This is a genomic window from Nostoc sp., assembly GCF_036917535.1.
Classification (GTDB): Bacteria; Cyanobacteriota; Cyanobacteriia; order Cyanobacteriales; family Nostocaceae; genus Nostoc.
In genome coordinates this window covers 57,955-78,622 of sequence record NZ_JBALDA010000064.1, presented here as the reverse complement: position 1 = coordinate 78,622, position 20,668 = coordinate 57,955, and the positions used below count along the sequence as shown (strand labels likewise).

At 41.0% G+C, this 20,668-nt stretch carries 18 protein-coding genes and 2 pseudogenes; 9 read left to right on the top strand and 11 right to left on the bottom strand.

What is annotated here, in order from left to right:
* The first annotated feature begins 341 nt into the window (after positions 1–341).
* Complete coding sequence (locus V7K56_RS21325) at positions 342–2,042, top strand: flavin monoamine oxidase family protein (protein ID WP_334913317.1); 1,701 nt, start codon at positions 342–344, stop codon at positions 2,040–2,042.
* Positions 2,043–2,353: 311 nt separating this feature from the next.
* Here V7K56_RS21325 and V7K56_RS21320 read toward each other — a convergent pair.
* From V7K56_RS21320 to V7K56_RS21300, 5 genes and pseudogenes are all read right to left on the bottom strand, one after another.
* A pseudogene (locus V7K56_RS21320) lies at positions 2,354–2,569 on the bottom strand (dihydroxy-acid dehydratase); the annotation flags it as partial.
* Positions 2,569–5,124: a penicillin acylase family protein gene (locus V7K56_RS21315; protein WP_334913315.1), complete on the bottom strand. Its 2,556-nt coding sequence runs from the start codon at positions 5,122–5,124 to the stop codon at positions 2,569–2,571. The gene V7K56_RS21315 and the pseudogene V7K56_RS21320, both read right to left, overlap by 1 nt.
* 126 nt (positions 5,125–5,250) lie before the next feature.
* Positions 5,251–6,051, bottom strand: a complete 801-nt coding sequence (locus tag V7K56_RS21310) for an ABC transporter permease (protein ID WP_334913313.1) — start codon at positions 6,049–6,051, stop codon at positions 5,251–5,253.
* 31 nt (positions 6,052–6,082) lie between these two features.
* Positions 6,083–6,901 (bottom strand): ABC transporter permease, encoded by an 819-nt coding sequence (locus V7K56_RS21305; RefSeq protein ID WP_334913311.1) that lies wholly within the window; start codon positions 6,899–6,901, stop codon positions 6,083–6,085.
* Complete coding sequence (locus V7K56_RS21300) at positions 6,898–7,848, bottom strand: ABC transporter ATP-binding protein (protein WP_334913309.1); 951 nt, start codon at positions 7,846–7,848, stop codon at positions 6,898–6,900. The genes V7K56_RS21305 and V7K56_RS21300 overlap by 4 nt, the downstream gene beginning before the upstream one ends.
* Positions 7,849–8,225: 377 nt before the next feature.
* Between V7K56_RS21300 and V7K56_RS21295 the strand changes: the two genes are divergently transcribed.
* From V7K56_RS21295 to V7K56_RS21275, 5 genes are all read left to right on the top strand, one after another.
* Positions 8,226–9,113 carry a VOC family protein gene (locus tag V7K56_RS21295; RefSeq protein WP_334913307.1) on the top strand — a complete coding sequence of 296 codons (888 nt, stop codon included), beginning with the start codon at positions 8,226–8,228 and terminating at the stop codon, positions 9,111–9,113.
* 253 nt (positions 9,114–9,366) lie between these two features.
* A complete protein-coding gene (locus tag V7K56_RS21290; RefSeq protein WP_334913305.1) occupies positions 9,367–9,708 on the top strand; it encodes a hypothetical protein in 342 nt (113 codons plus the stop codon).
* 2 nt (positions 9,709–9,710) lie between these two features.
* Entirely contained in the window at positions 9,711–10,106 is a 396-nt protein-coding gene (locus V7K56_RS21285) for an HNH endonuclease (protein WP_334913303.1), read from the top strand.
* Positions 10,107–10,233: 127 nt separating this feature from the next.
* On the top strand, positions 10,234–10,974 hold the full coding sequence (locus V7K56_RS21280) for an RNA methyltransferase (RefSeq protein WP_334913301.1): 741 nt from the start codon (positions 10,234–10,236) through the stop codon (positions 10,972–10,974).
* A gap of 174 nt (positions 10,975–11,148) precedes the next feature.
* Entirely contained in the window at positions 11,149–12,720 is a 1,572-nt protein-coding gene (locus V7K56_RS21275; RefSeq protein WP_334913299.1) for a serine hydrolase, read from the top strand.
* A gap of 453 nt (positions 12,721–13,173) precedes the next feature.
* Here the strand turns inward: V7K56_RS21275 and dprA are convergent, their stop codons facing one another.
* Positions 13,174–14,292 carry a DNA-processing protein DprA gene (gene dprA, locus V7K56_RS21270; RefSeq protein WP_334913297.1) on the bottom strand — a complete coding sequence of 373 codons (1,119 nt, stop codon included), beginning with the start codon at positions 14,290–14,292 and terminating at the stop codon, positions 13,174–13,176.
* Positions 14,293–14,508: 216 nt separating this feature from the next.
* Between dprA and V7K56_RS21265 the strand changes: the two genes are divergently transcribed.
* Complete coding sequence (locus tag V7K56_RS21265) at positions 14,509–15,645, top strand: alpha/beta hydrolase (protein WP_334913324.1); 1,137 nt, start codon at positions 14,509–14,511, stop codon at positions 15,643–15,645.
* Positions 15,646–15,744: 99 nt separating this feature from the next.
* Here the strand turns inward: V7K56_RS21265 and V7K56_RS21260 are convergent, their stop codons facing one another.
* The 3 genes from V7K56_RS21260 to V7K56_RS21250 form a co-directional block, all read right to left on the bottom strand.
* Positions 15,745–16,434: a YdcF family protein gene (locus V7K56_RS21260; protein WP_334913295.1), complete on the bottom strand. Its 690-nt coding sequence runs from the start codon at positions 16,432–16,434 to the stop codon at positions 15,745–15,747.
* Positions 16,434–17,090, bottom strand: a complete 657-nt coding sequence (locus V7K56_RS21255; RefSeq protein ID WP_334913293.1) for a DUF2301 domain-containing membrane protein — start codon at positions 17,088–17,090, stop codon at positions 16,434–16,436. Before V7K56_RS21255 ends, V7K56_RS21260 begins: the two co-directional genes overlap by 1 nt.
* A 330-nt stretch (positions 17,091–17,420) precedes the next feature.
* On the bottom strand, positions 17,421–18,224 hold the full coding sequence (locus V7K56_RS21250; RefSeq protein ID WP_334913291.1) for an SAM hydrolase/SAM-dependent halogenase family protein: 804 nt from the start codon (positions 18,222–18,224) through the stop codon (positions 17,421–17,423).
* A gap of 109 nt (positions 18,225–18,333) precedes the next feature.
* Between V7K56_RS21250 and pirA the strand changes: the two genes are divergently transcribed.
* Entirely contained in the window at positions 18,334–18,489 is a 156-nt protein-coding gene (gene pirA, locus V7K56_RS21245; RefSeq protein WP_199784718.1) for an arginine synthesis PII-interacting regulator PirA, read from the top strand.
* Positions 18,490–18,798: 309 nt separating this feature from the next.
* Here the strand turns inward: pirA and V7K56_RS21240 are convergent.
* Positions 18,799–18,968 (bottom strand): annotated as a pseudogene (locus V7K56_RS21240) (NB-ARC domain-containing protein); the annotation flags it as partial.
* Between the two features lie 550 nt (positions 18,969–19,518).
* Between V7K56_RS21240 and V7K56_RS21235 the strand changes: the two are divergent.
* Positions 19,519–19,713, top strand: coding sequence for a hypothetical protein (locus V7K56_RS21235; protein WP_289797223.1), 195 nt, complete (start codon positions 19,519–19,521; stop codon positions 19,711–19,713).
* Positions 19,714–19,732: 19 nt separating this feature from the next.
* On the opposite strand, the gene V7K56_RS21230 is transcribed toward V7K56_RS21235, so the two are convergent.
* Positions 19,733–20,434, bottom strand: a complete 702-nt coding sequence (locus V7K56_RS21230; protein ID WP_334913288.1) for a LapA family protein — start codon at positions 20,432–20,434, stop codon at positions 19,733–19,735.
* Between the last annotated feature and the right edge of the window lie 234 nt (positions 20,435–20,668).

Sequence of the window (20,668 nt, the reverse complement as noted above, 5' to 3'; positions counted from 1 at the left end):
CTGAAAGAGCGATGCCTACGGTTTTTGCTAGCCTACGCTAATCACAGTTACTTAGGTTAACGTGCTACAAGCTAGAAGCGGCTGGGTTTCAAAATGTGGATTGCTGGTATAAAAATTTTAGCTTTGCTGTTTTTGGTGGTTCTCGACCGACTATTAGTAAAGCCTATACCCGCTTACTAAAAACATTTAATTATTTACACACATTTACTTTACTAAACAAAACCTTTCAAAAAGAATTTAATTAAATTTTATATTTTAATTTAATTAATTCATCAAAAAATTCATCTAAACCTGTAATTATTAATATTATTTTAAAACTAGCAAATATAGAGGTATACTTGATGGCTAAGTCTGCACTAATGGGATCTTTGCAACGCGCTTATAAAATTGCGAGGGCATCGATCAAAACTGGCATTCCCACAGATGAAATAGTTGATATTTTAAAACACAGAACCAGTCGTCGCCGCTTACTGTATGGTGGTTTGGGATTAGCAAGTGCATTAGCTACAGCTACTTGGCATAATGGACGTGATTCTACGGCTTTTGCCACGATTCCCAAGGTGCTAGTAGTGGGTGCGGGTATTGCTGGGTTAACTGCTGCCTACCGCTTACGTCAAGCTGGAGTTCCTGTAGACATCATTGAGGCGAGAAATCGCGCTGGTGGTCGGATGCGTAGTTTAGCTAACGCAGCAGGTACTGGCGTAACTGTGGAACTAGGTGGAGAATTTATTGATACAGATCATACAAAATTGCGATCGCTTGCTCAAGAACTTGGTTTAACAATAGTCGATTTACTCGCTACAGATAAGGGATTAGTGCCAGAAACATGGTATTTTCAAGGACGCAAAATTCCTGAACTAGAAATTATTAATTACTTCATTCCTTTAGCTAAGAAAATTGATGAGGATTTAGTTGCTATTGGGGATGGAGATGTAACTTATCGCTCTTACAATCAGGCAGCTTTCGCTTTAGATAATACTTCCATTGCAGAGTATTTAGAGCAAGCAAAAATTAATCCCATTTTGCAAGAAATGCTGAAGGTGTCTTATACTACCGAATATGGTCGAGAAGCAGCAGAACAATCCTGTTTGAATCTACTGTTTTTGATTGGTACTAACACTGATAAATTCTCACTCTACGGTGAAAGCGATGAACATTATACTATTCGTGGTGGTAACGACCAAGTACCCCGTTTGCTAGCGAATTCCTTAGCTTATGCGATACAAATTGAAACAGAATTGGAAGCTATCTGTATCCGTCCCGATGGTCGCTATCGAGTTAGTTTACGGTCTGGTTATAAAACTTTTGATCGCACTTATGAAAGAATTTTGCTGACGTTACCCTTTACCACTTTGCGTTTAGTGAAGCTGGATGTGAATTTACCAGCATTTAAAAAGAAAGCGATACCTTCGGTGAGCTTCGCTAACGCACAACTAGGATATGGTACAAATGCCAAATTAATTACAGCCTATCAACAAAAATTGTGGCGTACTAAATATAACTCAACAGCAGCAACATTTACTGATTTAGACTTTCAAACTACCTGGGAACCCAGTCGCTACCAAAAAGGCCCCAAAGGTCTGATTACTAACTTTACAGGTGGTAAACATGGTTTATCTTTAGACAAAGGTTCAGCAGAATCTCAAGCCCAAATACTTTTACCACAATTAAATCAGATTTTCCCCGGAATCAAAAACCTGCGTCAAGGTCAAGCCATTCGCGCCTATTGGCCTGGAGAGAAATACACAAGAGGCTCCTATGCTTGCTATTTAGTCGGACAATGGACAGGGATAAGTGGAGCTGAACAAGAACGTGTAGGTAATCTATTTTTTGCTGGTGAACACTGCTCTCCCTCCTACCAAGGATATATGGAAGGGGGTTGTAGAACAGGTGAAGTTGCAGCCCAAAGAATCCTTAAAGATTTAGGTTGGCGAAATATCCCTGCTCAACAGAAAAAACTAATTAATACCAATCAACTAAATCGCCATCATCCCAGAATTCCAAGGGACGAACGTTTTTCTGACGACTACACCGAAAAGTAAAGTATTTAGTCCTCAGTAATCAATATAGCGCTCTCAAATGAGTCAGAAGCCAGAGGTCAGTATATTCTTATTTCTAGTTTCTAACTTTCCAAGCCAGAGCCTATTGCATACAATCAAAAACTTTTTTTAGAAGTCCAAATCCGTTACAGCGCCAAGGCTACTAGAAGATACTAATACCAATTCAAAATTCAAAATTCAAAATTCAAAATTAGGAAAGCTAGACAGAACAAAGGTATGCCCGTATGTATTTGTCGCATTCTTTTTTCAAATTGGTATAATTTAGCATATTTCGCCAACATACCTTTAGTTTAACGTGGTGCAGCAGGTTGCCAATTCGCGCGACAACGAGCTAATTCTTCATCGGAGATATTTAACTGCAATAAGCGAGGTGGGGTATCAATTGTGATGTTATCACCTTCTTGTATAAGAGCGATCGCACCCCCCGACTGGTGCTTCTGGTCGTGACCAACCACCATGCCATAAATACTGCCAGAAAAGCGCCTGTCGGTAATTAATCCCACAGCATTTACTCTCGCAATTTTGGAACTAACTTCAATGTCGCAGCAGTGTTATTTACAACAGTCTTCTGTTCCCAAAGCATCTGGTGATATTTAATCTTGCGCCAGGAGTCAACCATATCGTTGTAGTGCCTATGGAAAGCATGGCCTGATTGTCCAGGGGTGTGAATTGCTACTGAATTATCTAAATTTTTTAAATCTACAATCATCCGCAGTGAAGGAATATCACTCACCTCAAAGGATTTATTTGCTACCCAGCGGTTAGCATTTACTGTTTCGCCGTTACCAGATGTAGCAAATGCACCACGATTAAATAAAGCTTCAATCGGTACAACCCCAGATTTACCCAAGGTGGCATTCCGAAAAGTAATGGTATGCAGCTTGCCCCAATTCCAATTGTTTAGGTTTTTACTTTGAATTCGTTCTAATTCATCCACAGCTTCTGTAAAGGATTGTCGCAGGATTTGGTCGCGATTCTCAACTTTCGGGGTGTTGCGGTTGTCCCACCAAGAACTATTAGGCTGTTTGACCAGATTTGCTACCACAGCATACCAGCGATCGCCTCCATCAGGAAAGTACTTTTCAGGCAACTGATCGTAAAATGTATCTTCTAGCAAATGTTTCCAAAATACTTCAAATAGCGCAGCAGCAGGCGATGTCATTCCCAACTGTAAATTCCAATCTTGCAGTAGTTTTTGGGCTGCTTGTAAACGAGGGGTATCAACAGTAATAGATTGCAATAGTGGCACTAATGTTTGTGCATTGAGATTGCGATTGTCACCCTGTATCTGCTGCACATCCTTCAGTGAAATCGCTTCGGTTTGTTGTGAAATCATTTCAACAATCCGCTTTGCTCGGTAGCCATAAACCCAATCTGTGGTAATTAGGTAAGGATATTCACGGTTAACTAAATTATTGGCAGTAACAATATAACCTTGAGATGGATTAAAACTTTTGGGCAATTTCTCAAAATCAATATAGCCTTGCCACTCATATTCATCTGTCCAACCAGGAACGGGATAACGCCCATCTCCCTTAGCGCGGATGGGAAATTTACCAGGCATTTGGTAGCCAATATTGCCGTCAATATCAGCGTAGACCAAATTTTGAGCCGGGACATCATAATTGCTGGCAGCAGTGCGAAATTCCTGCCAGTTTTGAGCACGATTGATTTGGGGAATGGCATACCCTAGCTTGGAAGGTACTAAGGCTGTCCAGCACAGGGCTACAGCGTAATTTTGTGGTAATTTTAGCGGCTGACTTGACTTGAATTGCTTTAGATTTGGCGAAACATCAGAGAGAATCGGCCCATGTCGGGTATAGCGCACCGTTTGCACAATCGGCTGACTTCCGGCTACTTGAATCGTCTCTTGTACAAGTTGCATATCAACCCACTTGCCATTAACCTCATACTGATTGGGGTTTTTCGGGTTGATTTTCTCAATGTATAAATCCATCACATCAGATTGTACATTGGTGACACCCCAGGCAATGCGATCGCTATGACCAATAATTACCCCAATCATTCCCGCAAAGGAAAAACCAGAAACGTTGTAGGGACATTCTGCACTCTTTGGTGTGCAATGCAAACCAACCTCGTACCATATAGAGGGAATTTGCACACCTAAGTGGGGGTCATTTGCCAAAATTGGCTTACCTGTCGCTGTCCGCTGACCAGATATCACCCAGTTGTTTGAGCCAATACCTATTCCCGTGGGCCCAATGAATTGTTCTAAAGCTATCATCGGCTTAGTAATTGACTCTAAAGCCGGGATTATGGCTTCAGCAAAGACATTTGCAGATTGGGTAAATAGGCTAGGATCCGGGTAATTTTGAATTTTCCCTTCCTCTGCTTGCTGCAACTCAGGCAAAATAACTGGCAAGTCTTGAGGGTATGGTGGAAAAAGTTCCTCTACTTGATTTGGATTAAGAGTTTTGAGCAAAATAGCACGTTCAATTTCACTCTCGAAATTTCTCCCCAAGTCGTAAGCCATTACCTTACCCCAAGTCAGAGAATGCAGTATTTGCCAAGGTTCTGGCTTATACTCAGGATTGAGAAACTTTAGCACAGCATATTCTAGACTCAGGGCACTGCCTTGATGCTCTGCCAAATAGGCATTGACACCATCAGCGTAAGCTTCCAGGTATGCCTTCATCTCTGCATTCATTTCCAGAATTTCTTGCTGTGCCACCCTTGCCCAACCCATTGTCCGCAGATATTTATCAGTGTCAACTTGAGAGGAACCGAACATTTCTGAGAGTCGCCCAGAACCAATATGTCGCCAAAAGTCCATTTGCCAAAAGCGGTCTTGGGCGTGGATATAACCTTGCGCCATAAATAAATCATGGGAGTTGGCAGCATAAATATGAGGAACTCCCCATTTATCACGCTGGACGCTTACTTCGGCTTTCAATTCAGGTAATTGAATTGTGCCACTCTCTTGCGGAAAGGATTGGCGCACAGTGTAAGTAACAAATCCCACTAACAATAGCCCTAGCACCAACAGGAAAATCAGAGTAATTTTGAGTCTTTTACGTAACCAACCCTTCCTGAAGTTTTTCATTTGAGCTTCTCGTGCCATTGTTTATTGGAATTAGGCAATCATATAAGGTATTTAATCAGAATCTTTAAAAAAGTGCGATCTATCCATTTAAAGTCCATCTGAGTACATAGCTAAAATTTTGTTGTCCTAGCTGCCAGTAGAACAATAGTATTGCTCTCCTATTTTCCAAAGCTTCAACGCAATCATCAGAAACAGAATGCCTGCGATTGGCGAGACATAACAAAACCATAAAGGCACTAAAAACGCATCTTCTTTTTTAAGTACTGCAAGCAAAGGAAAATAACTGACGCAAGCAAGCGGTATTAAGAAAGTAAAGAATCGCTGAAACCATTTGCGATAAATTGCAAGCGGGTATTGAGCCGTTTCGACTCCTCCATAAGTGAGTATATTCATAATTTCAAGAGATTCAATAGTCCAAAATGTCAGGGTTGCTTGCATAATGACAATGCCAACAAAGAGTGCAACTCCACCAAAAAAAGAAGTACCTAAAAGCCATACAATTTTGAAATTTAAAGGAATGTGGAGTGATGAAAGTGACCACCCCATAACAATAATTCCTTGAACAAATCTTCCAATTCGTTTCAAAGTAAACTCTTTACCTAAAAGTTGAAGTGCTGTAGTGCGTGGACGAAGAAGTAAACGATCAAAGTCTCCACTTTTAATTATTGTTGTAAATGAGTCAAAACCTTTTCCAAGGGCATCAGCACAGGCAAAAGAAATATTAACTATTCCATAAAAGAGAGCAACTTCATTCAAAGTCCACGTACCAATATTATTAAAACGAGTAAAAAGTGTCCAGACTCCAAAAAATTCAATAGCAGTTACTAAAAGCTGTCCTATGACTTGCAACCAAAAAGAAACTTTGTACTGCGTTTGCGACTTGAAAGATACAGAAATATATCGAAGGTAAAGAAAAAAATCATTCATAGTCTCTGCCTCCTGCCTACTGCCTCCTCATTCATCCCCCCTGAATTACAAGCTTTTTAATACCATGTTTCACAAGGAAACGCCCAAAGATAATAATGACAACTATCCAGAAAGTTTGATGCAGCAAGACATTAAACAGGGCGCTTGCTTGAAGATTACCAGTAAAAAGACGAAAAGGTTTGTCGATTAGTCCTGAAAAAGGAAGTGCATTCAAAAAAGGCTTGCTCCACTCAGGAAAAAGTGGCAAAGGAACAATCATGCCAGAGAAGATAGTAACAAGAGTAGGTAGAATACTATTAATTCCCTCGCCAGAAAGTGTCCACATCATTGATACAGTAAGAAGCATAGTCAATGCAGAGGAAAGTAAAATTGCACCAATAAAAGAGAGAAAAAAGGCAACAAAAGAAGCAAAGGAGGGTGGAACAGAAAGCGACCATTCATAAAACCCGAAAAGGGGAAAAATAAAAATTGTGACACTAAGAAGCGGAATAGCACGAAGTATCAGGGGCGTTGTCCGAAGTGCCAAAGCGCGAGTAAACCAAAAATTATAAAGGTCTGTGGGTCGGAGAAGATCGTATCCTACAGCACCAGATCGTATGAGTTCTTGAATATCTTTATCACCTCCCCAAGGGACAATCGCCATCAGAAACGCTTGTCCTAGCCACACATATCCTACAGCCTGTTGAAAAGTTATAGGTTGAGCAGAGGTTGCATGAGTAAAGAATGCCTGTAAAACCATTACTTTCACTATCCCCCAAAAAAGCTGAGTTACAACGCCTGCCAAAGCAGCAGTACGGTATTGCAACAGCAGGGTAAATCTAGCAACAAACAATGACCAATATGCTTTCATGTAACAATTCCTGCTGAAATTGCATAAAGTTCAGCAATTATCTCCTCAATGGGTGGATTTTCCACAAAAAGATCCTCTACTTCATGTTGCGAGGTAACTTGGCTAATCAAAGACGCAGCAGAAAGCTTTGTAGGATCAAAGGCGAGAGTTACGGTGCGACCTTCTTTAGAAATAATACTGACTCCTTCTTCCTCAAAAAAGAAATCATCGTTTGCTAGGTCGATTCTTAAGTACCGACGCGAGGAAACTTGAGAACGCAGTGCTGCTAGAGATCCGTCACAAAGGATCTCACCTCCACCAAGAATAATTATGCGATCGCACAATGCCTCGATATCATCCAGATCATGGGTAGTCAGGATCGTAGTTACTTGATGAGTTTTATTCAGCGCTTTGATAAATTTTCTGACTGCAAGCTTGGAAACTGCATCAAGCCCGATGGTGGGTTCATCAAGAAAAAGAATTTCTGGTCTGTGAAGCATGGCGGCTGCAAAGTCACATCGCATCCTTTGACCAAGGCTTAACTGCCTCACCGGAGTCGAGAGAAAACTTCCAAGACCAAGCAAATCAATCATTTCTTCGCGTGTCTGGCGATACTCTGATTGGGGAACGCGATAAATATCCCGCAGCAAATCGAAAGACTCAATCACTGGTAAATCCCACCAGAGTTGTGTTCTTTGGCCAAACACTACACCGATACGATTAACGTGCTTGATTCGATCTTTCCAAGGAGTTCGGCCGCCAATTAGGCATTTTCCACTGGAAGGTACGAGAATACCGCTTAAAATTTTAATCGTAGTCGATTTACCAGCTCCATTTGGGCCAATGTATCCTACAAGTTCTCCCCGCTCCAAGGAAAACGAAACTCCTTTAAGGGCATAAACTTCTTTAGTTTTTCGCTGCACAAGCCCTCGTACTGAACCAAAAAGCCCAGAAGAACGTTCAGACACAAAGAAAGTTTTCCTGAGATTTTCGACCAGAATGTGAGACATATTTTGTTCGTTTGTTATCGCTTGCAGAAGTGTTTTTTACTTAGAAAGGCAGGAACTAGGAGGCAGAAGGTAGGAGGTAAGAAGTATCAATTAAAACTTTATTTCTAAGTTTAAACCTTAGTTAAAAGGAAAAATTATACCAATACTGCTTGCAGCGTTAGCGTAGCGGCACGAAGTGCGGTATAAAACGTTCTTGTTTCAATCCCACTATGCGTAAGAGTGGGTTTCCTCCTGCCTCCTGAACTAGAATACATCTACTAACCAGTTTTCAATACTCTGACTGCAAATGAATAAGTGCTAATGTCAAATCAATTCAAGATGCAAAGGAGAAAAAAATGGTACAAGTAGCAAAGATAGGTCATGCTGGATTTAAAACGCCAGATGTAGAAAATATGCTGGCATACTATACAGAAATTCTGGGGTTTAATCTGACCGAACGAGGCTCTGATGGAGCCGTCTATTTAAGCTGTGCAGTAGATCATCATACAATCATTCTCTATCCCTCTACAGAAAGCGGTCATAATCACTTTGCTTTTCAAATTGATGGTAGTCAGACATTGAAAGAGGCAGCGAAACAACTGCGTGACGCAGGTATCCAGGTAGAGCAAAAAACAGATGCCCAACCAGGGATACCGGAACTGCTTGAGTTTTGCGATCCGGAAGGACATACTCTCCAGTTATATTCAACCATTCAACAAGTTAGTCATGGGTTTCGAGAAACAGGCATCGTCCCTGAAAAATTAGGGCACGTTGCCATGTATGTGCATGATGTCCATAAATGTGTTGATTTTTATCAGAATATGTTAGGCTTCCGCGTGTCTGACTGGCTCGAAGATAGCTTTGTCTTCATGCGATGCAATCAGGATCACCATACTATGACTTTTTTGCAGTCTAAACAGCAAAAAATGTTCCACATTGCTTTTCAATTACGAGACTGGGCACAGATACAAACTGCTTGTGATTTTTTGGCAAGGCACAACATTACGCTTCTTTGGGGGCCGGTACGCCACGGGATAGGACATAACATCGCTACATATCATAAAGATCCTGACAAAAACATAGTCGAACTATTTACCCAAATAGATATCATGCTCAACGAAGTAGGATATTTTGAACCCCGACCCTGGCACGAAGATTTTCCTCAAAGACCGAAAGTATGGAAGGATACTCCGCAAGCCGTGGCTCACTGGGGCGGATTGCCACCCAAGGAATTAATGGAGTAAGTTGATGGGCAAAAAATACCTAAATATGTGAAAATCCAAGCTCTTCAGCGCTGAAAAAACTTATGCCACGATCTATGCATATAGTTATCTATAGATAGATAACTATATGCTGACTATTCTTGCTGTCTTTAAACCCTCTTTTCAATAGCATTTGAGATGCGCTTACCCTACCGAGCAATGTCGGCGATCGCTAGGGAAATGAAAAATTTCAAGATATATCATTTAATAATAGTAAATTGCCAATGCAATCCCCATGCCAAGAATCACCCTAGAAGTATCAGAGGAATTATCTCAACAACTAGCACAAGTTGGCGATCGCCTACCTGAATTGCTTGCTTTGAGCCTCCAACAACCAGCTGTACCAGCACAAGTTTACCGATATATCTTAGATTTTTTGGCCAGCAACCCCACTCCTGAACAAATTGCTGAATTTAAACCCACTCCCGAAATGCAAGAACGGTTGCGTACCTTGCTAACACGCAGTAACACAGGTGAACTCACACCCACGGAGTTGAAAGAACTAGATGAGTATGAACGTATTGAACACTTAGTTGTAATGATTAAAGCAGGTAACTTATCTTATTTGACCAACTGACTGTGAGTGTAACCTATATTCCGATTGTTCTTCGCCGAATAGTAGAAGAACGCGCAAACTATAGATGTGAATATTGCCAGTTACCCGCAGGAGTTGCCTTTTTTCCTCATGAGATTGATCATGTTATTGCCCAAAAGCACGGCGGTGTAACAAATGCTGATAATTTAGCCTTCACTTGCTGGCGATGTAATCGTCATAAAGGTACTGACTTAGGATCTTTTGATCCAGAAACAGGGGCTTTTAGTTTTTTGTTCAACCCACGCACTCAGAAATGGGCTGAACACTTCACCTTTTCAGAACTGGATTTGGTGGGATTAACGCCTACAGGACGTACAACGATTAGATTGCTACAAATAAATAGTAACGAACGACTAGCTGAAAGGCAAAGATTGCGTTGAACTGTTCAGACCTGACGCAGGCATTCACTTACACAGCTAAAATGATTTCAAGGAAACTCTTCAGCAGAACCACAAGGCTGAAAATTAGCCTATAAATATTATCTGGTGCGATCGCAGGAGGCAAAAAATGGGCTTGGCTGGATTAAGAATTGTGTTGGTAGAACCAGCTGGACCGATAAATATCGGCGCGATCGCCAGAGTAATGAAAAATTTCGGGCTATATAATTTAGTATTAGTGAACCCCCAATGCGATCCACTATCAACGGAAGCTTTGATGATGGCTGTTCACGCTCAGGAAATTTTAGAATCTGCGGTATTCGTGGCGACCTTACCAGAAGCATTGCATGGATGTGTACGGGCGATCGCTACCACCAGTCGCGTTCGCAGTTGGGAAACACCTTTAGAAAATCCTCGCACTGCACTACCCTGGTTACTGGAGGAAGCAGAAAAACCCACAGCACTGATTTTTGGCAGAGAAGACCGGGGATTAAGCAATGAAGAATTAAATTACGCACAGAGGTTTGTTGGCATTCCCACAAGTCAAGATTATGTTGCCCTGAATTTGGCTACTGCTGTAGCAATCTGTTGTTATGAATTGTCACAATCTGCCCAACAACTTGACACTCAAACCTTACCTCAAACTGAACTCGCACCCTTAGATGTTGTGGAAGGATACTACCAGCAATTAGAATCACTATTACTGAAAATTGGTTATGTATATCCTCATACGGCAGCTAGTCGGATGGGAAAATTCCGCCAATTGTATAATCGCGCTCACTTGAAAACTGGAGAGGTAGCCATGCTGCGAGGAATTTTGCAGCAGGTAGAATGGGCCCTGAAAAACCAGAAGAATAGTGAAAACTTGTAATTATTTGTTTAATATATACGCAATCATCTCCCCAAAATAATTAATATGGCTTAAACTAAACACAAAAATGCTAGTTAGTGGCAAAGTGAAATTTGAGTATTAATATTGCTTAAAGATTAAATTTGGGATTAAGAGTCTGCAAGAAAACAGTCAAGTGGGTCACAAGGAGTAACGGTGTCAGAATCAAGTGGCGAACTAACAGCTTTCTCGCGGCGTCAACCCTTAAATCGCCGCCAGCAGCCACAAAAAGTTCAAAAAATGGTAAAAAAAGTTAAAGCTAACAGTCAGCAGCAAACTACAAATGGAAAAGAAGGGACACTAATACGCCCAAAAAATCAAATCAGTTCTCCCTCAATCCCTGGCGCTACACGTAGGGTAAAATCGGGGTTAGTCATGCCAACGGCAGTAAAACCAATACCTAGTGTAAAGGGAAAAATTCCTCCCTTCCGACCAGGTGCTGTAATGGTTAAAACAGTACGGATGGAAAAGCCAAAAATGAGTAGGCGTTCATCACGGAAAACCCGGTTAAAGCCAATGGCCAAAACCATGTTGTATGTTTTGCGGTTATTGATTGTGGGTGTTGGGATGGGTGCAATTGTCGGCACGGTCTTGTCAATATTAGACCCAGCTAATCGCATCAGCACGAACTCGGTGTCGCAATCTAATAGTAGTGTTAGTAATGTGGCGCGATCGCAGCCACAACCTACCCAAACTCCCTCAAGCACAACTTCGAGTCTATACCTATCTCAAGAAATTACCTCGTTGAAAAATGCCGTGCAAAATTTGGCGGCTACCAACCCAAATCTCACACCTGGAATTTTCTTAGTAGATTTAGATACTAGTAATTATGTAGATATCAATGCCTCTACCAGTTTTCCGGCGGCTAGCACGATTAAAGTGCCGATTTTGATTGCCTTTTTTCAGGATGTGGATTCGGGAAAAATTCGCCTAGATGAAATGCTAACCATGCAACAGGATATGATAGCTGGCGGTTCGGGAAATCTGCAATACAAACCACCGGGAACTCAGTACGCTGCTTTGGAAGTTGTCACTAAAATGATTACAATCAGCGACAATACGGCGACAAATATGCTGATTGCCCGACTGGGAGGAATGGACGCTTTAAACCAGCGTTTCCGTAGTTGGGGATTGACAGCCACAACAATTCGTAATCAACTCCCAGATTTGCAAGGGACAAACACCACTAGTCCCAAAGAACTAGGGAATTTGATGGCGATTGTGAGTCAGGGAAATTTAGTCAGTATGCCATCACGCGATCTCATGCTCGATATCTTGCGTCGCACCCAAAAAGACACTTTGCTGCCATCAGGTTTGGGAACCGGTGCAAGAGCATACCACAAAACGGGTGATATTGGCACAATGTTGGCAGATGTAGGTTTAATTGTAGTTCCAACTGGCAAGCGCTACATAGCTTCCGTCATGGTACAACGCCCAGCAAACGATCCTCGTGCCGAAAAATTGATTAGCTCAATTTCTCGTGCAGCTTACCAAGAATTTAGCCAAAATCCTGTCACACCCAACACCACTACAAACACTGTACCTGCAAATGGTTATCAGCCTCAAGTGGCGAATCCTGCTTTACCTAACGGTACAACAGGCACTGCGCCCATGAGCATTTATCAGCCTCCTGTTGTCACTCCTGTACCCAACAGCATAGGAAGTACACTACCCACGAACGGTTATCAATCTCCAGTGATCAATCCTCAGTATTACCCTCAAAGATAATTCGTAATTTGCAATACTCGCTATTTGCGTAGCGTTTCGTAGAGAAGTCGAGAAGCAAGCTAGGTAATTTGTAATAAAAAATGGTTTTATTTTTCTTTTTAATGATGGTAATTCCGTTATAAGTGGGATTTAAATATTTATTAAAAATAATTATGAATTATAAATTTTTTAATTGCAAGCCGACGATAAACTCAAAAGTATGTAAATGAATGCTGAACTAGAGTTGATTGCTTGCCAACCTCATCCAATTGAGAGTAAAGGTTTTTAACCCTAATGTCACTTTGCCGTATAGCTTCACAATTGAACACATTCATTTGGCAATGAATGATTTTGTAGAATTTTTAGGATTTATCAATCAACAGCTTTACAGCAAAGAAATAGAACGTCTTGAGGTAGTGCCATAAATCTGATGATTAAATTGTTAAAAACAAAGCTAAATAATGTTGTTTTATTTTAACTTTTTTGATACCGCATTCCTGGTAGTTGCGAAACCAAACCCATAAGTTCTAACTGTAACAAAGCACTGGAAACTAAGCCAGCAGCCATGCCGGTTTGTTGGACAATAAAATCGAAGGGTAAAGCTTCACTTGCCATTGCATCGATTACCGTTTGCAATTCTGGTGAAAAAGTTGGCAAACTTAACTGTTCTAGTGATATGGAAGCCTCAATTGTATCGATTTGTGGTATTGCTCCTAACATTGTTAACAGTTCGTCTAGTTCTTTAAGAATGAAGGAAGCTCCCTGACTCAGTAACTTTAAGCATCCTTGGGATGGATAATCGTCTAGTCTCCCAGGTAATGCATAGACATCTCTACCAAATTCATTTGCGTAGGTAGCTGTTATTAAAGCACCAGATTTTAATGGCGCTTCCATTACTAAAATGGCGCGGCTTAAGCCTGCAATAATTCGGTTGCGACGGGGAAAGTGAGTGCGATCGGGTGGGGTTTTTGTGGGATACTCACTTACAACTAACCCAGCCGTCAAAATTTGCTTGTACAAATCCCGATTTTTATGTGGATAGATGACATCGACGCCAGTCCCCAAAACTGCGATCGTCCGTCCACCAGCTTTCATGGCGGCGATGTGGCTTTCGGTGTCAATTCCCTCTGCCATCCCAGAAACGACTGTAAAGCCATTTTTAGCCAAAGCTGTACTAATTTGGCGAGTCCAACGGATACCATATTCTGAGGGTTGGCGGGTTCCGACAATCCCAACCAGTGGTTTTTGTCCGAGATTTTCTTGGAGTTCGACTTCACCGCGATAGTACAAAATTGGTGGTGGACTGGGAGTTTCTAGGAGTAAGCGGGGATAATCTGCATCTGCTGGTGTCCAGAAATGAGAGTTTTCCTGCTGGTGCTTGGTGAATAGTTGTTCTGGGTGCAAACGCGATCGCTGTTGTACTACTTTTTCTAGTGTTTGGAAACCCAAGCCTTCTACCTCTCCCAACTGTACCTTAGTAGCGTTCCAAGCTGTTGCCAGCGTGCCAAAATGCTGTTGCAGCCGTCGCAGTAATACCGGCCCTATTCCCGAAATTTGCGCCCAAGCTAGCCAATATGCGCCTTCTTCTACCACAGTTCTATCCTCACACCACTGGATTGAGTATTCCCAAATTAGGGTTGGCTGTTGATAGCGAGGGGGGAGTGGGGAGAAATTAATTCAAAATTCAAAATTCAAAATTCAAAATTCAAAATTCAAGAACCTTTACCTCCTGTTTCCCAATTCCCCTTGACTTTTGACTCTTGACTCTTGACTATTAACTATTGACTATCTATCTTCCGATCTTCTGTGATGAAATATTTTTATCGTCTTCTAATAAGCCTATCTGGGTGCTTAATATTTTTACTGCTGCATAGTGGCCTTGGTTTGTTGCCTAGTTTAGCAGCTGAAAAAGTTACCGTCAGGTACGGATTGTTTGAGCAATCGATCCCGGTGGCAGATATACGCAACTATGGCGAGACGCAAAAGGTTTCTGGCGATCTGCAATCTTTCCTACATTACCTTAACGCTAAGGACAAACAGAAGTTCCAAGAAGCCCTTCAGGTGAAAATGTCGCTTGATATTGTAGCTTTAGATAAGCTGATAAATACAGGAATGGGCAAGCAAATTTTATCTTTTGCTTCTGGTGCGATCGCTCGTCGCGATCAAGCCAGTATCCAAGCCCTACGATCTGCCATTATCATTGGAGCAAAATCACCAGAAGGTCTAGGAATAACCAGCTTTTTACAAGCCTATCCCAGTAATCAATTAGTTGTTGATGTGTCAAAAATTCAGAAACTAGTCGGCATGGCAAATTCCTCTTCTAGTTCTGCTGATGCACCGCCGAAAGATAACGTAAGTTCTTCACCTTTAGGGAAAATTGCACTGCAATATCAAACACTCGCCGCCCAGGATAAACAGTTCTCAGGTTGCTTATTTGGCGATTCTATTTCGGCTGGACTTGGCAATACTCTTGGGAGTGGTACTTTTAATTTTGGGTTAAATGGTCTGAGTACAATCTCATTACTAGAACAACTCAAAAGTTTAATTCCTACCAAGGTGAAATGCGAAAAAGCTATTATTGCCATAGGTGGAAATGATGCTTTGTATAAAATTAGTGATGAATTATTTAGCAAAAATCTCCAAGAAGCGATCGCACTTCTTCGCACAATGGGAACTAAAGAGATTTTTCTGATTCCGGCTTTTTATTCGACAGTAGCAGCAAGCTCAGATCCAACTGTAGCAGCCCCACTTGCTAGAGTTGAACAAATTAATGTTTTGATTAATCAAGTGGCTGAAACAGAAAAAGTACCAGTTGCCGCAGCCGGATTAGCACCATTGTATGAAAATAATGTTCTGAAAGAAAATTTCACTAATGATGGCGACCATCTGAATGCAGAGGGTCTGAAAATTTATCGGCAAGCATTATTACAAATCCTGGGTAAGTAATATTATTTGGAATTTTGGATTTTGGATTGACTGAAAAATCTCAAATCTAAAATTCTAAATTTAATAGCTTCCAAAACCAATAATTCTGCTGTATTACTATTAGGCTTTCCAATTCAAAAACCGTGCATAAATATAAGCGATGCCTTCATCAAGAACTGTTCGCACACCTTCGCTAGAACTCCACCATTTGTTTGGATTATAATCTTGCGTTTTAGCGGCGATTACGCCAACATTAATTCCAGGGGTAAGTATTTTTTTAAAAATAAACCAACTCCTACGGGCATGAACGTCCAAGGAAAAAAGATTAATCGATTCGATCTTTAAATTTGAATTGGATAGCCAACGTTCAAATTCAGCAGCAGATGCATAACTACGATCTTTAACTACGAAAGGTGTCGGAACAGCTACTACTTTTTCTGCTTCTAAACCGAGTTTGATGAAGGTGGCTGCTGACACGTCTGCAAAGTTCTTGTATCCGGTAAGATAACTTCCTCTTCCTAATGTGCCTCCGGTAGTAATTATTTGATGATAAGAACCTGTTTTAAATTCAGTCAAAGCTTCTTCTATAGCATAATCTGGTAGCCATCCTTCAACAATTAATACTTCTGCTGATTCAATCGGGGAAGTTACGGCGAGAAATGAGTGTACATGAGTAATAGTGAAAAATATTAAGTAAACAATCAAAGCGATCGCAATCGCCCACCCTTGAGCCGTAAGTGTCCACATTTCTTGGTGTTTGGTTAATTTGATTTTGGGAAATTTTTGACACCGACGATTTTTTGTCTGCATTAAACCTTAGCTAAACGTTGTTCTTTCAAGTAGGTAAACACAGACTTATCTCCAATATCAGCAGGAATTGCTTGCCCTGTCTTTCGCAGGGCAAACACTAAAAATAATATCGCCCAAGTTCCTAATAAAACACTTTCTCCCTGAGTTGGTAAAATTCCTACCAAATGTCCTAACAACAGTAGCGGTACAATTGGGGTTAATACTTTGGTTTCCAGGCGATTGAAGCAAAAAGCCTCTTTAAAATAAATACCTGTCAGAGCTACAAAAATAAAACCAACTCCAAATAAGGTAATCGGCTGATTGTAAACAGCAAGGGCTAAAGGTTCACTAGTAGTGATTGCCAGAATCACTGATGCGATACTACCGATTGCCCAAAAAACTTGCAACGTTCGGTGTAGTGATGCCATATAAATATGGATGGTAAATAAACTTACACCAAGAGCGAGACTAAAACAAGTATATAGAGGTGTCAGTAAAGTTACAACAGTTGGGTTATTGTTGAGTAAAACCAAAGCGCTGCCGATGGCAAAGCTCAGTGCTGCTACCATTAACCCAGCGCGATAGATAATTACGCCAGTGCGATCACTCTGAGTAATTGTAAATTCCCCAAACTGACCTTGATAAACTTCTGGTGCAGAGAGTGTTTGTGTAGTCATGGCTAAGAATATAATTATGATTCTCTAGTAGAGTACAACGGGAAATTGCTCAAGGGTTACTTTTATTATTATGAGCAATAAGGCGAACTTAATGTCACCATTCCTAAACTTACGTCTTTTAGCAGTTGCTTTCTGGAAATTTTGTCAGATTCACACTGCCTACGGTAAGTTAAAATGATTATTTTCAGGTGGTGTGCAGTGCCCACCCTGCGTTTTATATCTATAGATTTTCCCCTTTCTTTGCCTTTCTGACAAATCAGCGACAGGCACTTTGCAGCCTGGTGATTTTTCACTGTCTTAACTTTAGCAATATTCACTTGTCTGATTTTCTTAAACAAACAAGATTTCTAGCAGATCTTGTAAATTAATCTGTAATTGTGAGCCAGCATGTCCGCAATTAATGGCAATTTCTACCCAGCCGTGACTGCCAACTAAAGCTATTATCTCTCCCACTTTCACCTCACTGTAAGTTTCACAGCTTGGTACACTCAATCCAGCAACTTGCACATACCAACTTTTGCCTTGCACGTAACTCGCTGGAATGTTACTCACTAGGTTGCCAAAGTGGTCAATATATTGAATGCAACCCATTACACCAATGGTTGTCTGCTTGCAGTTACCTATATCCAGCTTTACCAAACTTACAGGATCGATTTCTTGTCCTAGCTGTTTGAGGGGGACACCACTAGCAAGATTAGCCGCCACTGGTGCAAAGATATCCCTACCGTGAAAAGTCTTGCTTGGTTCAGGAGTTCGCCAATAATTAAGATTTGTAAGTTCGACGGCTGCGATCGCCGGACTTTGACTGAGTACCCCGCTAAAGATACCATTATCTGGCCCGACCAGAAACCCTTGAGCAAATTCTACTGCGATCGCCCGTCGCTTGCTTCCCACACCCGGATCTACTACAGCCAGATGCACTGTCCCAATCGGGAAATGGGTATAAGCATTCATCAGGCTAAACCTGGCTGCGGCGATGTCTTGCGGCGGAATTTGGTGCGTTAAGTCTACCACCGTCAATCTGGGGTTGATTTGGGCTATGACTCCCTTCATTATGCCTACATAAACATCGCGATCGCCGAAATCGCTCAGTAAGGTCACGAGTGGTTGTCGATCTATCTGGTTATTAGACATATTTTGGTAAAAATATATAAAAAGGATATTTTCTGTAGCAACAGCTACAAAATATATGCTATGTTAAGAATACAAGACATAAAGGGAAAGATTAAACCAGGTAATCACTATGAATCAAAATAGACTACAAAGCATAAGCAAATCACGAGAAGCTCACAGAGCCAATATTCAAAGAAGCCTAGAGCATCGCTTGGAAATAGCTAGAGCAAAAGGCGACGAACAGCTAATTCGTCAACTGGAAGCTGAAATGAGGTATTCCAGCTAAATCAAGTTTTCATTGTTCATAGTTTTGTTGTGCAACCCGCTACGGCGGGTTTTTTCTTTTTAGGGGGTTCTCTGGCAATTTCGCTCTTACAACCTTTTCAATTAATTGAATTACCCTACTCCCTACTCTCTGTCCTGATACTTCCAGAGCAACATAGCTTTTCCCACTCGCTCTTGCTTCTTTGTTCGCGCTCACGTAGGGAATGAATATAGTAGGCTTTCCTAGAGAATCAGGGGTACGCTAACGCCTGACGGGGCGACTCCAGTTTTTAACATTCATTGAGTATCTGGTTTGGTTACTCAGCATTTATTCTATGTATTTATATAATCCATTAGAAAGATAAACTCTAACAATATTACTACTACGACTTTGATGCCGATATTAGCAATTTCCGCAGGAAGACAACTACAAAGTAAACCTCTGAAAAATTTCTTTTCAACGGATTTCAAGGCTTTTACCTTTGTATTTATCAAATTTACTTATAACTTTTCTAACTAGCAATTATTTTTAAAATCTGCAAATTCATCTTCTTTTTAAGAGTTATGAAATGCCATAATCACTGCTTTTAATGTATTTAAAGTAACTTAAGCAATAGATTAACGATTCTTCTGTGAAATTATCATAAGTAATAAAGGATGAATTTCTCAGGAATGTAGTAATTTTCCGGAAGTAACTTGGTAATAGCTGGGTAATAATCACTATACTTAACTAAAAAATTAACTTAGCTTGTTTGAAACTTTATCCAAACAATATCTGTCTATCCAAATAATCAGGGTTTTTACTCCGGTGAGTAATTTTAAGTATACATAATACTGTGTTTCTAACAGCACATGATCGTTATTCTAAAAGTTCAGTTATAACAAGACTCGCTCAATTAAATGTTCCTAATAAAGGTGTAAATAATGACTGATTTACCGCGATCGCCCAAAAAAAGCTTGCAAAGAAATTGAAGTTTCGACACAAAGACTACTGCATATTTCACCCCGATAAGCCTAAATGAATAAATATAGAATGAATGAGGTGTCAACCATGACTCGAATTCGTGACGTTGTAGAAAGAGCTTTAGCAACTGGCTATTTAACAGTTGAAGCTGAAGATCAACTACGACAACTGTTGACTACCCGATATGACTTGGAAGATTTCAATGCTTTCATGACTTTGCAGGAAGCTGCCATGACTGGTAAGGTCAAGCAAGAGTCTAGAGAGCGGTGTGGCATTAAATAGAGATGTAGCCTGCTACATCTCATCGACGGGGGCGTTTACCATCATCTTCAAAATCATCATCATCCTCAAAAAAATCCCAATCATCATCATCCGCTTGATTGCTAGTTGGCGGCTGGTAAGGGGGAATAATTACTCGGTAATCAGCATCGTAAATTGATTCAGTTTTTCCCGCAGCCGTATTTTTTGGCTCGCGGTAGCTGTAGGAGTAAACTGAACCAGACCGAGAACTGCTTTTGGCTTCTGATTGACGTTCGTAAGTTGTTGAATCTCTAGGCTGTTGAGCTTCAGGGTTAGGAGTAGACGCTGACTCTGACTTTTTATCAAAGTTCCAATCATCATCTCTATTGCTATTTGTCTCCCAGTCATCAAATCCCTCACTGCTAAACTCTTCATTTTTACTAGCTGGTGGTGGAGAACTGGCGGGGCGAGATGTAAATTCTTCTCTTTGGGTTGCTTTGGCACGACTTGAAGGGGTGGTTGCTCTGTTAGGAGTTTGGCGTTGTCCTGCTACAAAATAATTGGATAAATTAAAAAAGGTGGCAATCAATATCGATGTGAAAGCACCAGTGGCAGTACTGAACAAAATCCATATCGCTAGTGGTAATGGTTGAGTTCGCACGCCCAAAAATACTAGCGGTAGGGCAGGTGAGAAATTTTGGACTAATAACAGCGTTAGTCCTCCCAGTACTGCCACCAATAGAATTAAGCGAATTACAGCCATAGCAATTTTGTCAGTTGTCAATTATCAGTGGTCAGTTGTCAGTTATGAGAGAAGGCAGGAGCAGGAGGAAAGAATTATAATTGATTACTTTCCTTTTTTACAAGAGGCTGCGCCAATGACAAACTTAGGAAGCACAGTTCTGGATCATTACCTAGTTTAAAAAGAAAATATTGGTAGAGACAATACATAGCGCGTTAGCGTAGCGGCACAAAGTGCGATACAAAGCACCTAGAC

Coding starts and splice junctions, on each gene's coding strand:
- V7K56_RS21315 (WP_334913315.1), bottom strand. CDS start 5,124: ATGAAAAACTTCAGGAAGGGTTGGTTACGTAAAAGACTCAAAATTACT.
- V7K56_RS21265 (WP_334913324.1), top strand. CDS start 14,509: ATGAAATATTTTTATCGTCTTCTAATAAGCCTATCTGGGTGCTTAATA.
- V7K56_RS21235 (WP_289797223.1), top strand. CDS start 19,519: ATGACTCGAATTCGTGACGTTGTAGAAAGAGCTTTAGCAACTGGCTAT.
- V7K56_RS21290 (WP_334913305.1), top strand. CDS start 9,367: ATGCCAAGAATCACCCTAGAAGTATCAGAGGAATTATCTCAACAACTA.
- V7K56_RS21305 (WP_334913311.1), bottom strand. CDS start 6,901: ATGAAAGCATATTGGTCATTGTTTGTTGCTAGATTTACCCTGCTGTTG.
- V7K56_RS21255 (WP_334913293.1), bottom strand. CDS start 17,090: ATGACTACACAAACACTCTCTGCACCAGAAGTTTATCAAGGTCAGTTT.
- pirA (WP_199784718.1), top strand. CDS start 18,334: ATGAATCAAAATAGACTACAAAGCATAAGCAAATCACGAGAAGCTCAC.
- V7K56_RS21280 (WP_334913301.1), top strand. CDS start 10,234: ATGGGCTTGGCTGGATTAAGAATTGTGTTGGTAGAACCAGCTGGACCG.
- V7K56_RS21295 (WP_334913307.1), top strand. CDS start 8,226: ATGGTACAAGTAGCAAAGATAGGTCATGCTGGATTTAAAACGCCAGAT.
- V7K56_RS21230 (WP_334913288.1), bottom strand. CDS start 20,434: ATGGCTGTAATTCGCTTAATTCTATTGGTGGCAGTACTGGGAGGACTA.
- V7K56_RS21260 (WP_334913295.1), bottom strand. CDS start 16,434: ATGCAGACAAAAAATCGTCGGTGTCAAAAATTTCCCAAAATCAAATTA.
- V7K56_RS21250 (WP_334913291.1), bottom strand. CDS start 18,224: ATGTCTAATAACCAGATAGATCGACAACCACTCGTGACCTTACTGAGC.
- V7K56_RS21325 (WP_334913317.1), top strand. CDS start 342: ATGGCTAAGTCTGCACTAATGGGATCTTTGCAACGCGCTTATAAAATT.
- V7K56_RS21310 (WP_334913313.1), bottom strand. CDS start 6,051: ATGAATGATTTTTTTCTTTACCTTCGATATATTTCTGTATCTTTCAAG.